A 16061-nucleotide genomic window follows, 5' to 3' on the forward strand; every position below is an offset into this window, starting at 1 on the left:
CGAGTCCCTGCCTACCCCGCGTTAAATACCATCTCACTCAACCATCCGCTGAGAGGCCCACAGCAGCCCCTCACCGCCCCGCCACCCGCTTCAGAATCCGCGCGACACCGTCCACATAGGTTGCGGTTCCAAACCGGCTCAGCGCCGTCTGATACCCGTTACTGACCAGCTTCTCGCGCAGCTCGTCGTTGGAACGCAATTCAGCCAGCGTATCGGCGAGACCATGGGCGTCGCCGGGCGTGCACAGCACGCCGTTCTCGTAGTCGTCGATGATCTCCAGCACGCCGCCCGCGCGCGCGGCCACCACGGGCCGTTGCGCCAGCATGCCCTCGACGATCACGCGGCCGAACGGCTCCGGCGTGATCGAGGTATGGACCACCGCGTCGACCGCGCACATGCAAGCCGGAATATCGTGCTGGAAGCCGAGGAAATGCACCCGCTCGCCCAGGTTGTGGGTGGCGACGAACGCGTGCAGTTCGATCTCGTACGCGTCCTCGCCGAATAGCGGCGCCCCCACCAGCACCGCATGCATCTGCGGATTGAGGACCATTGCTTCGAGCAGCACATGCTGCCCCTTCCAGCGCGCGAGGCGGCTGAACGAGCCGACCAGGAACGCGTCCTGCGGCAAGCCCAGGCGTCTGCGCAGCGCCGCTTGCGGCACCGTGCTCAAGGCGTCGAACGGCGCCGCGGAAATGCCGTTGAACACCACGTCGATACGCTTTTTGTCGAAACGCGTGAGCTCCGCGAAGGCGCGGGCGGAAGCCGCCGAATTGGCGATCACGTGCGTGAGACCGAGGCGCGCGCACCATTTGATGATCGCCAGTTGCTTGCTGCCGAAATGCTCGGGACTCACGATATCGCGCAGATGCCACACCACCGGCCGCCTCGCGAGCTTGCCGGCAATCGCGCCGATCACCATCGCGCGCTGCGTGTTGGCGTAGATCACCTCGGCGTCGCGAGCGTGCTTCGCGGTGGCGCGCACGAGCGACATCAGCCCCTTGAGCGCCTGCCCCTTCGGCAACGAGCCACCCTGCTTGCGAACGTTGCGCAACGCGCCCGCATCCAGCACGTTGACGGTGACACCGGTTTTGGCCAGCGCCGTGCGAAACGGGCCGTCGTCGAACAGCACGACTTCGATACGCGAGCGCAAGGCGTTGACGATCTCGAGCAGCGACAGTTCGGCACCGCCGAGCACGCCGCTCTGATCGACGGCGAGAATGCGAGGCGCGCTGGCCGCCGCGTCTGCCTTATAGGGGACGTACGGCGGCAGCGTCGCCGAGCGCAAGGCCGGCACCGAAGCCCGCACGTGTGCGAAGAAACGTTCGCGGAAATTGGCGGCGGAGAACTGCTCGGCGTTCGCGCGGCAATCTACCGGCGAAAAACGCTTCACGTGGTCGTCGAACCGCGCGAGCGCCGCAATGATCGACTCGACGCTCTGTTCGTCGAAGAACATGCCCGTGGGCCGAGCCTCGGACAGATCGCGCACGGTTTCGAGCGCACCGCCCTTGCCGTACGCAATCACCGGCGTGCCGCAAGCCTGGGCCTCGACCACCGAGATGCCGAAGTCCTCTTCGGCGGCAAACACGAAGGCCCTGGCGCGGCTCATGTGGTCTTTCAGCACCTTGAACGGCTGATAACCCATGATCTCGACATTGGGCCCCGCCTTCGCGCGGATCTTCTGCATGTCGGGGCCGTCGCCGATCACCACCAGTTTGCGCTCCGGCATCTGTGCGAAGGCTTCGACGATCAGATCGATCTTCTTGTACGGCACCATGCGCGAGGCGGTCAGATAGAAGTCGTCTTTCTCCGTGCACAGCGAAAAAGCCTCGACGTCGACAGGCGGAAAGATCACCTTCGAATCGCGCTGATAGACCTTCCTGATGCGCCGCGCGATGAACGCCGAATTCGCCACGAATCCATCCACCGAATTCGATGTGCGGATGTCCCAGTTGCGGATGTAGTGAAGAATCAAGCGCGCCAGCGCCGACTTCGGGCCGCCAGTCAGCTTCGACTGCTGCAGGTACTGGTGCTGCAAATCCCACGCATAGCGGATCGGCGAATGCACGTAGCTGATATGCACCTGATCGGGGCCGGTGAGAATGCCTTTGGCCACCGCGTGGCTGCTCGAGATCACCACGTCGTAGGCCGACACGTCGAGCTGCTCGATCGCGAGCGGCATCAGCGGCAGATAGGCGCGGTACTTGGTGCGCGCGCGCGGCAGCTTCTGGATGAACGAGGTCGTGACCGATTTGCCGCGCAGGAAACTGCGATCGTCGAGAAAATCGACAAGGCTGAACAGGTCCGCATCCGGAAAGCACGCGACGATCTGCTCGAGCACCTTCTCGGCGCCAGCATAGGTCACGAGCCAGTCGTGCACGATCGCGACGCGCACCGTCTTGTCGCCGCGCCATGCCGTGCGGCGCGGCGGCGTCTGAACGCCGGGAACGGTGGTGAGCTCAGCGAGCGCGCTGCGTGTCGTGGGTTGCAGCACGGCTTCTTCAAGGACTTCGTGGTTCATGCGCTTTTCCTCGGATTCAGTCGCAACAGCAGTGAACGCGCAAGATCGCGCAAAGCGGGAGTCATCGTGATGGACCAGGCGACGTTGGCCACGACCATCACGACGCCGGCGACGATCGCCAGAGCGAGACCCGGCAGGAAGCTGGCGAGCCACAGGCTGGCCAGCAGAAAAGCGAGGTGGGCAAGCATGTCGAGCGCGATCTGGCGTGCCCGGATCGCCGACAGACGCAGCAGCACGGCGTAGTCGAACAGCGCCCGGCCGGCCACGGCCAGCGCCGCGCCGGTCAAACCGAAGTGGGTAATCCCGAACCACAACGCCCCTGCAAACAAGGGCAATTCGAACAGGCCGACCCGCGCGGCAGTGGCCGGATTGACCTGCGACTGGATCAGAATCCGCGTGACGTTCGCCTGGCCGACGAGCCACACGGCGACGATCATGATGCGGCCCACTGGCGCCGCCACCGTGGCGATTTCATTGCCGACCCACAAATGCAGAAACGGCTCGAGCACCAGCATCGCGACCAGCGCGACCGGGGTGAACACGCCGTTGAGGAATTCGAGCGACTGCTGCGTGATGGTGTCCGCGTCCGCGCGCGCCACGGCGGACAGGCGCGGAAACAAGGTCCGCACCAATGCGGTCGGCACGATATTCAAGCGGGTCACGAGATTTTGCGGCACCGTGTAATACGTGACGAAACGCGCGCCGAGACTGGTGCCGAGCATCACGCGGTCGAGCGATTCCGCGATCATGTTGGTGACGCTCGCAATCAGCATCCAGCCGCCAAAGTTGAAGAGACCTTTGGCCACGCCGAGTTGCGGCGCGAGAATGCTGCGAATCTCCAGCACCTTCAGGGCGGAACGGCCCAGCAGAAGCGCCGCGAGAATCCGCGCCAATACGGCTGCGGCAAGCACGTTCTGCAATGTCGCGCCCAGCCACAGCGCGGCGCCGAGCGGCAGCAACTGGAACAGGAAGGTGCCGATGGTCTGATTGGTGTTGTAGACGCCGAAGCGTTCCGCGCCGTTGATCGCACCGGCAAACACCCACGACACATTGGCGATCGGAATCGCCACCGCGAGCCACGGCAGCGCCATATAGACTTCGTGCTGCAACTCCGGCGACACCTTGGTGAAGTAGGCGGTGTACAGAAAGGCGCCGAAGTAGATGATGAGGCCGCCCACCACGCCGGTCGCGAGATTGAGCCACGTCGCACTCCAGAACACCCGCGCGCTCTCGCTCCTGTCACCGGAGGCGCGCGCCTTCGAGATGTGATTCTGCGCGGCCATGCTCATGCCGAGATCGAGAATCCCGAAGTAGCCGATCAGCGTCCACACGAGACTGATCACGCCGTAGCGCTCGACGCCGAGCAGCTTGATATACGACGGCACGGTCACGAGCGAGACGAAAGTCGGCAGCACCAGGCCGAAAAAGTTGATCGCTACGTTCTTGAGAATGCCTTTGTCCATCGGATGCCTTGGGTTAAATCAGTTGCCTGATGATTCATTCGGAAGCCGTCACGTCACGAACGCCACGAACGGCGCGTCGCGTCACGTCACGTCACGTCACGTCAGATTGCTTCAGGGCTTCCAGCGATACATCATCACTTTCCCGCGCGCGTCTTCCTCGACGAACACGAGATACTCGCCATTGCTGCGCTTCGCGGCGCTGATGCCGTTGGGCACGTCGACCCAGCCTGATGCGCTGCCCACTTCCTGGCCCGGGCGGATTACACCGATCTCCTTGCCGCTGTCCTTGTCCCACACGTGCACCGCGCCGACCGGCTCGACACCGAAGATGTATTGCCCCTCGACCGTGAGGCCGATGATCGTGGCGATGGGTTTGGTCTGCGTGGTCCACGGCAGCGTGATCGCATAACGCTGCACCGGATTGCCGCTCGACCATTTGTCGTAGCGCACCAGCACGCGGCCCACTTCTTTCCAGAAACCGCGATCGGCTGGCGTATCGGGCGTATAGCCGGTCAGGAACATCGTGTCGGTGTCGGGGTCGTAGATCGCGCGATGCAGTTCGGTGAACGGCTGCGGCACCGGGTAATGCGTGAGATTCGAATACGAATAGATGGGATTGCCCTTCGCGTCGAGGCCGCCGAAACGGAAGCGATAGATGCCCCGGTTATCGCGGGCGCGCCAGATATCCCCTGCGCTATCGACCCACCAGCCCCAGCCGCCCGCGAGCTTCGTGCCGCTCGTGTTGGGCGTGAATTCGTCCGCGTTGAACCTGCCGTCGCCATTCACGTCGCGCCAGATCCAGTCGCCGCCCGGCGGTGCATTCGGCACTCTGGCAACCGCTCGGTCACGTCCGGCAATGAAGCCCGAAGGAATCGCCACTTCGCCGTCGCGCTGCGGATCGAAGCGATAGATCTTCAGGTGATCCGCGTACATGTCGGTCAGGTACAGGAACGTGTGCCCTTTGAGCTTGCGGGCAATCGGCAAGCCGGGATATTGGTCGACGTGAAAGACCGGGTCGTCGGGATACTTGAAGCGATTCGACAGGAAGCCCACGTATTTCCAGTCCTGGCCCGCGGGCTTCGAGAAATCGAGTTCGAAGCGCTTGTTGCCTGTGTAGACGCTATCCGGACGTGACGGATCGATCCATGCGCCGTCCACGAACAACAGGCCCTGCACCTGCCAGTTCTGTTTGCCGTCCGGTGCGTAGCTTTCGAGCGTGGCGCCGAGCCCCGCGCCGATCGGCTCATAACGCGGACCGATGCCGTTGGTCGACACGTAGACGTTGTCGCGCGCGTCTACGCCCACACCGGTCAAACCGTTGAAACGCTGCGGTCCCGGCTTGCCGGGGACACCGCTGAAAATGCCGCCGCGCTCGCCGAGCGAACCGGACTCCGCGTAACGGCCATTGTTTTTGCTGAAAAACAGCACCTGCTGACGCGGACCGTTGTCTGCGATCAGCACGCGGCCTCGTGCATCGACGGCGATATCGACCGCGACCGTATCGGCGGGCAACGCGACGGCTTCATCGATAAGCTTGCCCGCGCCGGTGTAATGCTCCACATGCGGTTTAGAGTCGGTGCGCGTGCCGCTCAACACCCAGAGCGTGCCGTCGGGGGCAAGCGCCATGCGGCCCGGTTCATGCACGCTCCAATTCGCCTTCTGTTGCATCGATTCCGCGTCGTACACCTCGATGCGATCGCGCGCGGTGTTCGCCGCGTACAGCGTGGTGTCGTTCGCAGCCAAACCGCCAATTTCGGCACTGGTGCCCGTGGGCACCTCGTTCATCATCAAAAATCCGGCGGCCAGTTGCGCATGCGGGTCCGCGTTGTTCGCGGCCGGCTGGAACGGTGCCGCGCGCTTCGGATCGGCAATCTGCCGGCGTGAAATGCCGAACCATTGCTTGCCCTTCTCCGGCCACACGCCTGGCTCGACCAGGCGTCCCTTTTCGTTGCCGACCGCGATCGCCACGAAGGCGTACTTACGATTGACCGCAACCGCGTTGCCGCCGCCGTTGCCCCAACCGTGCGTGCCGCCCGCAAAACCGAGCATCTTGCCGTTCTGGTAGACGCTCGCTTCGGCGCCGCTTTCGTCCCACGGCGCGTTCGTATAGACCTTGCCGTCGGGCGCGACTGCGATCGCGGTGATGTTGATCTGCGCCCACGTGCCGTCGCCAAAACCGAAGGTATTGCCGATCCAGGAATTTTTCGCGTTCAACACGGTTTCAGCGGATGCCGTGAAGCTAACCGATGCGGCCGCCATGCCGGCCGCATAGGCAAATAGGGCAATCCAGGTTTTGAACGTGAAACGGGCCAAAAGTAATTCCTCCAATCCGGGCCGTGCCGCGATCGGGCACCGGGCCCGCGCAGATGCGAAATGCAAAGAAGTGACAGCAGAGACCGCCAGAAGCGACGCAAGAACGTGACATGGATCACACGGCTCACATTACGCGGAAAAAACACCGCGACGAAAATCGAAAATAATTCAAAATTATTCGCCGCTTTAAGCATCGCGAAAGAAAATTATTTAAAAATCGATTAAACGAAAATACCCGAGGGCACCTGCGCCCAGCCGCGCCTTCGCCCCACCCTTACCGACTTGGCAGTATCCCCCAAGCACTTCTTACGCTTTACGACAACCATAAGACACAAGCATAGAAATCAATTTCGAATGGGTAACGAAACACCCTGTTTCAATCTGATTCATTTATCCATTTCATTCCCGTTTTTTCATCAATTTCTTTTGCCTAGAATCGATTGCACTGCCGAAGCGGCGCGCAGCGAGCGCGCTCCTTCGCCCCGGCTCATCCGCTTCACTCCATGGACGGTTCATGACTGCTAGCGCACTGCCCTTAGCGCCTTCTCACTCACGCCGCATCGTGCAGCTCGACGGTTTGCGCGCGATTGCCGTGCTCGCCGTGTTCGCCCAGCACGCGCTGAAAGCGCCGCTGTGGATGGGCGTCGATCTGTTTTTCGTGTTGAGCGGTTTTCTGATCACCGGCATCCTGCTCGAGCGCAAGGCGCGTCAGCAGTCCTATTTCGGTTACTTCTACGCGCGCCGGGCACGGCGCATCCTGCCGCCTTATCTGCTGCTCATGGTGGTGTCGTCGATTCTGTTCGGCTTCGGCTGGGCGCAGCACTGGCAGTGGTACGCGTTCTTTGCGACCAATATTGGCGACGCGCTGAATCAGAGCGGCCACGACAGCCTGAATGTGCTGTGGTCTCTGGCGGTCGAAGAGCAGTTCTATATTTTCTGGCCGTTTGTGATTCTGCTGCTGCCCGAGCGTGTGCTCGGCTACGTGGCGGCCGCGCTGATCGTTCTGGTGCCCGTGCTGCGCGCGCTTGCCACGCCCTGGTTCGATTCGTTCTGGCCGATCTATTACCTGACGCCGTTCCGCATGGACCTGCTGGCGGCCGGCGCGCTGCTCGCGGTCGCCGTACGGCGCGATCGCAACGCCCTTGAACCGTTCAAGGGTCTCGCCGTGCTCGGCTTCTTCGCCGCACTGGCCGTGCTGGCCTGGCTGCATCTGCATTACCCACGCTTTCGCGCGGCGAATACGCCGCTCTCGAATGCCGGGCTCTACAGCGTTTCGCTGGTGCTGTGCACGTCCGTCGTGGTCATCGCCCTGCAAAGCAAGGGCATCGTCAAGCGCTTGCTGTGCAACCCAGTGCTCGTCTATATCGGCACCATCAGCTACACGATCTATCTGATTCACCTGAGCGTGCTGTACACGCTGTGGCCACTGCATCTGAACCGCTATCTGTGTGCGGCGCTCGCACTTGCGATCACCCTCGCCTACGCCAGCATCACGTGGTTCGCGTTCGAGAAGCGGTTGATCTTCGGTTCGGCCGGTAAAGACCATGCGGTCAGCGGCAGCGTGACGGGAGGCGCGTCGCAAGCGCCGCAAAGCCGCGCATGAGGCGCCGTGCGTGGCTTGCCGCGAGCGTATCGGCCGTTGCGTCGGCACTGCTTTCCCTCGCGCCGGATGTGCATGCCGGCGGTTCTGCAACGCAGGTGCTGGTGGAGGCCTACGGCGATTCGACCACGCTCGGCATTACATGCAGCGACGGCCGCTGCGGACCGCAAGCGCTAAACGCTGTGTCGTATCTGCAGGACGACTTACAGGCGAAGCACGGCGACCGGGTACGCGTCACGAACTACGGCGTGGGCGGCACGACGGCCACCCAGTTGCGCGACGGCACCGGCAACCGCCGCGCCGGGCCGAGCGCCGGCCTGCCATGGCAGGAACGGCTGGCTGCTTCGCCCGCGCAGATCGTGCTGATCAACTACGGCATCAACGAAGTGATGCAGAACCAGACGCCCGAGCAGTTTTACGCGGCTGAAACGACGCTCGTGAAGACGGCCCGCGCGCTTGGCAAAGAACCGGTTCTGCAGACCTCGAACCCGATGCCCGACAACCACCTCAACGCACGGCTCGCCGCGATGGTCGCGATGACGCGCCAGGTGGCCACCGAACAGCAGGTGCCTCTCGTCGATCAGTTCGCCTACATCAGCACGCTGCCGGACTGGAAGACGCTGATGTCCGACGGCGCGCATCCGAAACCGGGTTTGTACCGGCTCAAGGCTGAACAGGATTTTCAGGTCGTCGATCCGCTGGTGCGGCGACTGCTGGGCGGCACGCGCTGACGCTCTTTTTTAAGTGCGCTTCTTTTTTCTTTTACCTATATCGAAGGCAAGCTATGAGCCAACCACGCAAAGCGATCATCACCGGCGTATCCGGACAGGACGGGGCCTACCTGACCAAACTGCTGCTCGACAAGGGCTACCACGTGACCGGCACCTACCGGCGCACGAGTTCGGTCAACTTCTGGCGCATTCGTGAGCTCGGCGTGCTCGATCATCCGAATCTGCGTCTGGTCGAACACGACCTGACCGATCTCGGCTCCACGCTGCGCCTGCTCGAAGGCGCGCAGGCCGACGAACTGTACAACCTCGCCGCGCAGAGCTTCGTGGGTGTCTCGTTCGACCAGCCGGTGACGACCGCCGAAGTAACCGGCATCGGCGCACTGAATCTGCTCGAAGGTATCCGCATCCTGAATCCGAAGACCCGCTTTTACCAGGCGTCGACCTCAGAAATGTTCGGTCTCGTGCAGGCGGTGCCGCAACGCGAGGACACGCCCTTCTACCCGCGCAGCCCGTATGGTGTGGCCAAGCTGTTCGCGCACTGGTCGACCATCAACTATCGCGAGTCGTACAACCTGTTCGCCAGCAGCGGGATTCTGTTCAATCACGAATCGCCGCTGCGTGGCCGTGAATTCGTGACCCGCAAGATCACCGACACGGTCGCGAAGATCAAGCTCGGCAAACAGGAGGTGCTGGAACTCGGCAACCTGAGCGCCAAGCGCGACTGGGGCTTCGCCCTCGAATACGTGGAAGGCATGTGGCGCATGCTGCAAGCGGACGAACCCGACACCTTCGTGCTCGCCACCGGCCGCACCGAGACGGTACGCGACTTCGTGCGTATGGCGTTCGCCGCCGCGGGCTATCAGCTCGAATGGTCCGGCAAGGAAGAACGCGAAACCGGCATCGACGTCGCCACCGGCAAGACGCTGGTGCGCGTGAACCCGAAGTTCTACCGCCCGGCGGAAGTGGATCTGCTGATCGGTTGCGCTGACAAGGCGCGCGAGAAGCTCGGCTGGAAACCGGAAACCACACTCGAACAGTTGTGCCACATGATGGTTCATGCGGATCTTGGCCGCAACGAGCATCACGAGACGTTCTGATGCAGGGTGACGGCGGCTCGTAAAGCCGTCACGCTGAAAAAAAGGCCTGATCGCAATGATTCAGGCCTTTTTCCATTACGTCATGAAGCCTTCAATCAATGCGGCCCGCCCGTCGCAATCGCCTCGCTATACACCGAGGCCACACGCTTCGCGATGACCGCGTTGTCGAAGTTCTCGCGTGCATAGCGGCGGCAAGCCTCGGCGTCCGGCAACTTCAGTGAACCGTTCAACGCGCCGGCCAGACCTGCCGCAATCGCCTTTGCACCCGTCTCCGGCAACACCAGATCCGGCGACAAACCCGCCACCGCTTCCGGCAAACCGCCCACCGGCGTGACCAGCACCGGCGTGCCGGAAGCCAGCGACTCAACCGTGATCAGCCCGAAGCCTTCCAACGCCACCGTCGGCACCACGCTGATATTCGCCGCACGGTACAACGCCGCCAGATGCTGATCGGGCACGAAGCCCAGCAGCTTCACATTGTTCTCAAGGCCCGCCTCGGTGATACGCGCCTGCAACTCGCCTTCGAGCCGTCCTTTACCCGCGATCAGCAGCAACACATCGGGTTGCGTGGGCTTGAGCAGCTTCACCGCGTCGATCAGATCTTCGAGGCCCATGCGGCGCACCAGACGCCGCACGGCCAGCACGATCGGCCGGTCTTGCGGCAATTGCAGCTTCAGGCGCGCCTCGGCCGGTGTGATCGGCAGATTGAACTGCTCGACATCCACGCAGCCTGGCACGACACGCACGCGCTCCGGTGAGATGCGATAGCGCGAGGTCAGAATCTTGCCGAATGCCTCCGACAATACAATCAGGCGCGACGAACGCACATACACCGATTGCTCCAGATAGCGCTTGGCGCGCTGGCCGAGCGAGTCGGCGCCTTCCACATGGCTCTCGTCGGCCCACGGTCCCTGGAAATGCGAGACCTGCGGAATGCCGCGCGTCACGTCGAGACCCGGAAATGTGTACAACGCGAAGTGCGACGAAATCACGTCGGGACGTGAGGCGCTGATTTCCTGGCGCAGCGCGCGGCGTGCCGCCATCAGCCGCAGCGGCAGCGATTGCGCGGCGGAGCCGAAGCCGTTGATGGCGCCGCCGGTGTCCGCCGCGACCCTGGGCGAACCCGCCACCACGCCGCGTACGGCGACGCCCGCACCCGGCAGCGCGCCGACCAGCGAGTAGTACATGCGGTCCAGACCGCCCGCGCGCTCGGGAAACCAGTGCATCCCGATCTGCAGCGATTTGATCGAACTCGTCGTCATGATTGTTGCCCCTGTGCGTTCTGAGAATGGTGATGAATCGTCTGCCCGGCGAGCGTGTTCAGCGTCAGCGCGTCGTTCCTCGCCACCGCCGCGGTGTCCGTTTCGCGGCTCCTGCGATCCTTCTGCTGTCCTGCCAATTGCCGGTATAGCGCGATGTATTGCGCGGCCATCCGTGCCCAGCCAAAGCCGGTCGCGAGTTCGCTGGCGGCGGCCCCCATCGCGCGGCGTGCCTCGTCGTTATCGGCGAGACGCGCGACGGCGCCCGCCAGGGCTTTGGAATCGTCCGGATCGTCGAGCACGATGCCGCATTCCGGCGTGATGATCTCGGCGCCGCCTGCCGTGCGTGCCGTGACCACCGGCAGGCCTGCGGCCATTGCTTCGAGCAGCGACAGGCTCATGGCTTCATAGCGCGACGGAAACACGAAGGCGTCGACCGAATGCATCAGCACCGGCATCTCCTTGACGAGACCGAGAAAATGCACGCGATGCGCAATCCCCAGTGCCTTCGCTTCTTCCGGATACGGACTGCCGGGCAGAAAACCGGCCACCGCGATCTGCACGTGGTCAGGCAGATGCTTGAGCGCCTGCAATACCGTGCCGAGGTTTTTGCGCGGCGTGCGCAGGTCGCCGACAAACAACAGCAGGAAGGCGTCCGCAGGCAAACCGAAATTCGCGCGCTCACCCGTTGCCGCCGCGAAGCCTCGCGTATCGACGCCGTTGTAGATCACATCGACCCGGTTATCAGGCGTCAGGCCGATCGCGCGAATCTCGTCGGCAACCTTTTGCGACACCGCCGTGATCACCTTCGAGCGCCGGTAAGCCCAGCGTTCGAGCCACGCATTGCAGCGCGTATAGACCGACTGATACGCTGACCACACGCCTTTCGTGAGTCCGAACGGGTAATACTTGCTGCCGAACCAGCCGCTATGCACGAAGTGCGAGGTGTTGACGTCGGCGGGCATCCACGTGATGAAGCCGTTCACGTGCAGCACGTCGTATTCGTGGCGATGCGCGCGCAGCCACATCGCACTCCTGAGCGCGAACACCTGCTGGCGCAGCAGATTGGTGGGCCACCAGCGGCCGATTCTGATCGGCGCCCAGCGCACGTTCGGATGCGCGAGCAGATCCGGCGCGACGTGCGAGGCAACCAGGGTGACCGCGATATTCTCATCGAGCGCGGCGCGCGCAATCTCGTGGTTGACGCGGCCCTGGCCGTCGTTATGGCGCACGACGTGCGTGACAATGGCGACTCTCAATCAGTGCCTCCGTGGAGAAATAGCGTGCGTCTGCGGTTCATTTTTTCGTAATGCACCGCGGAAAGAATCGAAAAAACACTCATGAAAAGCAGCAGGCCACCGGTGCCGACCAGCGAATTGGTGAACACCAGCATCGCGAACGTGGCGAGACTGAGGCTCAGGCAGGCGGAAACAAATTTGTCGTTGCGCAGCTTGAACGACGCGAGCACCGCGCGCACCACCAGCCAGACAATGCCGGACATGTAGAGCAAGGTGCCGGGCCAGCCGAGCACGAACGGAATGTTCATCACGCCGCTGTCGAAGTTGCCGTACTGGCCGAGCTGGCCGCCGTCGTTCGAGAGCTTGGTCGAGGTGCCGGTCGCGCCCATGCCCTCGCCCGACACGTCGGTGAAGGCGGTCTTCGCGAAGGTCGCGTAGAACTCGTTGCGGGCGGCGTAGCTCTGGTCGTCGCTCAGATTGACGATGGTGGTCAGACGCGCCTGCATGCGCTCCGCAACCGGGCCGACCGCGAGCAGCGGCACGCACAGCCCGGCGAGCAGCACCGCACTCGCGACGATCCGCACGCGCACCTTGTTGTTCGACTTGACCAGCTGGATCAGAAGCGCGATCACCCAGCCGCCCCAGGTCGAACGCACGAGGCTCAGCGCGAACGAAAAGAAACCGAGCGCCGCCGCGATCCAGCGCACGCGGTGTGTGGCCGCCATCACGTAGACCATCGCCCCCATCATCGCGAATGCGAACGGTCCCGACGAGTTCATCGTGCTGAATACGCGCACGCCCATCGGCACGGCGTCGCCTTGCGAATTCATCTGTGAGCCGAGCATCCACAGCGCGTCCCACGGCGGCATGATGAAAAACTGGATCAGGCCATAACCGCCCATGACCAGCATGCCCCAGATAAAGGTATTGACGATGGTGTCGCGATACTTCGGATACTGACGCGTGTGCGCCATGATGTGAAAGCCGATCAGGATCGGATAGAGCCAGTTCGCAAGGTCATAGGTTGCGGCGAGCGGTCCGCTCGACATCACGCCGATCATGAATGCGTACGCAAGCCCCATCAGAATCAGCAGCACCGGCAGGCCGCGCCGCTGCGAGAGCAGCTTGTAGTACCGGAGCAAGGAAAACGCACTGATCATCGTCACCGCCAGCGGCGCGATCTGGATCAGGCTGGTCGGCGTGAATGAGCCTTTGGACCAGTCGGCGAGACGCCGCACTTCCGGGCTCAGGAACCACAGCCACCACATGAAGCCGATGTAGCGCGCCGGGCTCTTGAAGTAAAGCCACAGGCCCGTCAGGATCGCGAGCACCGGGAAGCCGAGCGTGAGCACCGTACCCTGATGCGCGCCGATCAACATCGCCGTGATCAGCCACAGCAAGGCCTCGGGCAGCCACTCCTTGCGAGCGCCGGAGAGCACTCGTGCGGCGTTGTCGTCACCGGCTCGCGTGATTGTCGACATCGTTTAGAAGCCTCCGCGTGATTCGCGCGAAGGACCTTGAGCCGGTCCCCGGCTGCCCGCACGGACGCGCACCGGCTGCTTTACCGTAACCGTGGCCGGCGCGGCGCGCGGCGCTGCTGTTTCGGTCTCGGCCACGGTGTTGGCCGCGCCTGGCGCCACGCGTCCACGTGCCGTTGCGCGCACTCGCAGCATCGCCTGGGTCAGCCTCACGTGCTGCATCGCATAGTTCTGCGTGGTCAGATCGCGCGACAACAAACCGGCCGCCGCCGCCCGCGCCTGGTGCAGTGCATCCGCGGGAGAAGCCGCGAGCTGGTCGACCGCCTCGCGCAACGCCTGCGGGTTGAACGGCGGGACATAAGCCGCCTCGCCCGCTGGAAAATAATCTTGCAACGCGCCGACGTTGGTGGCCACCATCGGTTTGCCGACCGCCGCCGCTTCCAGCATCACGGTGATCCCCGAGGCGTGTGAATTCGGCCGCAGCGGCACCACGATGACGTCGGCCCAGTCGTAGAGTTCGTGCTGCTTCCTGATGCCTGAGAACAATGCGATCTCGACATTCGGCGCGCGCAGCGAAGCGGGAATACGCCGGCGTGTCGCGAGCTTGACCGTGTAGCGCGCGTCGTTACCGAAGGCCTTGATGAGCGTGTCCCAGTCGCGGTCACGATCGTTGCCGATCGCGGCGATACGGATCGGCGTATGCGGTTTCCATTCGGTGGGCGTCTTCACGGGAAAGTCCTGCGTGTTCAACCCGTAAAAAAGCGCGGTCGCGTCGCGCTGGAAATAGCGCTGGCACAATTCGGCGTTTTCGCTGGCGAGCGTGGTCAACTGATCGGCGCGGGTCATCAGCTTGCGATACAGCCAGCTACGCAAAATTCCATAGGAAGGCCATTTATCGAGTAGCCACACGCTTTGCGCGAGCAGTAAGGGGCCATCGTCGGCACCCGCCTTGCGGCCGCTCAGCAGCAGCATCAGCGCGGCGGACAGCCATTCCTGCTCGGTATGCGTCCATATCACGTCCGAGCGCAGCATCTCGGCGCGGTTGCGCCACGTGTGGATGAAGTCGAACCCGAGCGCAGCCTTCAGCGCGCGGCGCAGCAAACGCACCGGCTTGCTTTCGCGCGCGTCCTGCGAATAGGTCAGCGCGAAGGCGTCGGATTGCGCATGGTGATAGCCGTAAAGGCAGCCGATGTTGTCGCCCGGCCGGTAGAAGCGCGGGTCGGCGCCGTAAAACAGATGAACGTGAACTTTCGTACTCATGCAGACACTCCGCTCTGCCGGTGGAAAGGGGCATCGGCAGGCGCGGACAGGCGGCGCCGGCACCGATGCACGAACGTGCAGGCCGATTGGGGCATGTGGGGCATGCTGGTTATGCGGCTCATGCGGTCCGCGACAGCGCGCGGCGCGCCTCATGCGCGCCGGTACGCACCGCGCGCCAGCGCGACAGCCTCAGGCTCGCCTGGTTCGAAACCAGCGCGAGCGCGGCGTGCGTGAGGCCCGGATAGACCCGCGTGCCAACCAGCGTCCACCACCACCACGCGGTTTCGCGCCGCAACGGCGGCAACTGATCGCGCAGAATCAGGTGGAAATTGAAGGCGGCATTGCGTAATGCCGCCATGGTTTGCGCATCGCGCCGGTCGTCGTCGAAACGTTCGGCAGGAAAATGGTCGACGGCTACGCGCGGGTCGTACATCAACTTCCAGCCGGCGTTTTTTACGGCGAGGCTAAAGGCCATGTCGTTGTGAACCTGGGCGCCCGCGCCGCGCAGGCGCTGATCGAAACGGATCGTGCGCACCGCTTCGCGCCGATAACTCATATTGGCGCCCTTCAGAATGTCGACTTCGCGCGCACCGCCCACTCCCAGGTGATGATTGCCGATGATCTTGCCGTGGGCCGTCACCTTGCCGACCAGCGGCCGTTCGCCATCCAGCACACGGCCTTTTTCATGTACCCAGTCGCGGCCGCCTAGTGCACCCAGACGCGCGTCGCTTTGAAACGCGGCAGCGATGCGTTCCACCCAGTCGACGTGCGGCGCGGCGTCGTCGTCGGTGATCGCGATGACATCGCCCGTGGCCGCATCCAGTCCGCGGTTCAGGGCCGCCACCTGGCCCGGCACGTCCACCAACGCGACGGACAATGGCAACTTGCCCGATACGGCAGGGTCGCGCAGGCAGGTGTGGCTCGCTTCGTCGTCGGCGCGCGCGACCACCACCACTTCGTCCGGCGCGCGCGACTGCCGTTGCAGCGCCGCAAGGCAGCGCGCCAGGTCGGCCGGGCGGCGGTAAGTCGGAACCAGTACCGTCACTTTCATCGTGATGTCCTTTTATCTCGTGCCTGTATCTCTTGTTTGCATCTCTTGCTTGC

Annotated in this window: 11 protein-coding genes; 3 read left to right on the plus strand and 8 right to left on the minus strand. The window is 63.3% G+C overall.

What is annotated here, in order from left to right:
* Nucleotides 1-70 precede the first annotated feature (70 nt).
* The 3 genes from BCY88_RS34600 to BCY88_RS34610 form a co-directional block, all read right to left on the minus strand.
* Nucleotides 71-2518, minus strand: coding sequence for a glycosyltransferase family 4 protein (locus BCY88_RS34600; RefSeq protein WP_120348589.1), 2448 nt, complete (start codon nt 2516-2518; stop codon nt 71-73).
* A complete protein-coding gene (locus BCY88_RS34605) occupies nt 2515-3981 on the minus strand; it encodes a flippase (RefSeq protein WP_120348590.1) in 1467 nt (488 codons plus the stop codon). The genes BCY88_RS34600 and BCY88_RS34605 overlap by 4 nt, the downstream gene beginning before the upstream one ends.
* Before the next feature lie 111 nt (nt 3982-4092).
* Nucleotides 4093-6294, minus strand: coding sequence for an NHL repeat-containing protein (locus tag BCY88_RS34610; protein ID WP_120348591.1), 2202 nt, complete (start codon nt 6292-6294; stop codon nt 4093-4095).
* Between the two features lie 514 nt (nt 6295-6808).
* Here BCY88_RS34610 and BCY88_RS34615 point away from each other — a divergent pair.
* The 3 genes from BCY88_RS34615 to gmd are packed head-to-tail and all read left to right on the plus strand — an operon-like array spanning nt 6809 to nt 9722.
* A complete protein-coding gene (locus BCY88_RS34615) occupies nt 6809-7897 on the plus strand; it encodes an acyltransferase family protein (protein ID WP_120348592.1) in 1089 nt (362 codons plus the stop codon).
* Entirely contained in the window at nt 7894-8625 is a 732-nt protein-coding gene (locus BCY88_RS34620) for an SGNH/GDSL hydrolase family protein (RefSeq protein ID WP_120348593.1), read from the plus strand. The genes BCY88_RS34615 and BCY88_RS34620 overlap by 4 nt, the downstream gene beginning before the upstream one ends.
* Nucleotides 8626-8678: 53 nt before the next feature.
* Nucleotides 8679-9722, plus strand: a complete 1044-nt coding sequence (gene gmd, locus BCY88_RS34625; protein ID WP_120348594.1) for a GDP-mannose 4,6-dehydratase — start codon at nt 8679-8681, stop codon at nt 9720-9722.
* Between the two features lie 95 nt (nt 9723-9817).
* Here gmd and BCY88_RS34630 read toward each other — a convergent pair whose 3' ends face one another.
* From BCY88_RS34630 to BCY88_RS34650, 5 genes are all read right to left on the minus strand, one after another.
* Nucleotides 9818-10984, minus strand: a complete 1167-nt coding sequence (locus BCY88_RS34630; RefSeq protein WP_120348595.1) for a glycosyltransferase family 4 protein — start codon at nt 10982-10984, stop codon at nt 9818-9820.
* Entirely contained in the window at nt 10981-12240 is a 1260-nt protein-coding gene (locus BCY88_RS34635) for a glycosyltransferase family 4 protein (protein ID WP_120348596.1), read from the minus strand. Before BCY88_RS34635 ends, BCY88_RS34630 begins: the two co-directional genes overlap by 4 nt.
* Complete coding sequence (locus BCY88_RS34640; RefSeq protein ID WP_120348597.1) at nt 12237-13700, minus strand: glucose-6-phosphate isomerase; 1464 nt, start codon at nt 13698-13700, stop codon at nt 12237-12239. The genes BCY88_RS34635 and BCY88_RS34640 overlap by 4 nt, the downstream gene beginning before the upstream one ends.
* Nucleotides 13701-13703: 3 nt before the next feature.
* Nucleotides 13704-14957 carry a glycosyltransferase family 4 protein gene (locus BCY88_RS34645; protein WP_120348598.1) on the minus strand — a complete coding sequence of 418 codons (1254 nt, stop codon included), beginning with the start codon at nt 14955-14957 and terminating at the stop codon, nt 13704-13706.
* Nucleotides 14958-15075: 118 nt separating this feature from the next.
* Nucleotides 15076-16008 (minus strand): glycosyltransferase family 2 protein, encoded by a 933-nt coding sequence (locus BCY88_RS34650; protein ID WP_120348599.1) that lies wholly within the window; start codon nt 16006-16008, stop codon nt 15076-15078.
* Nucleotides 16009-16061: the final 53 nt, after the last annotated feature.

It is taken from the genome of Paraburkholderia fungorum, from assembly GCF_003610895.1.
Lineage (GTDB): Bacteria > Pseudomonadota > Gammaproteobacteria > Burkholderiales > Burkholderiaceae > Paraburkholderia > Paraburkholderia fungorum_B.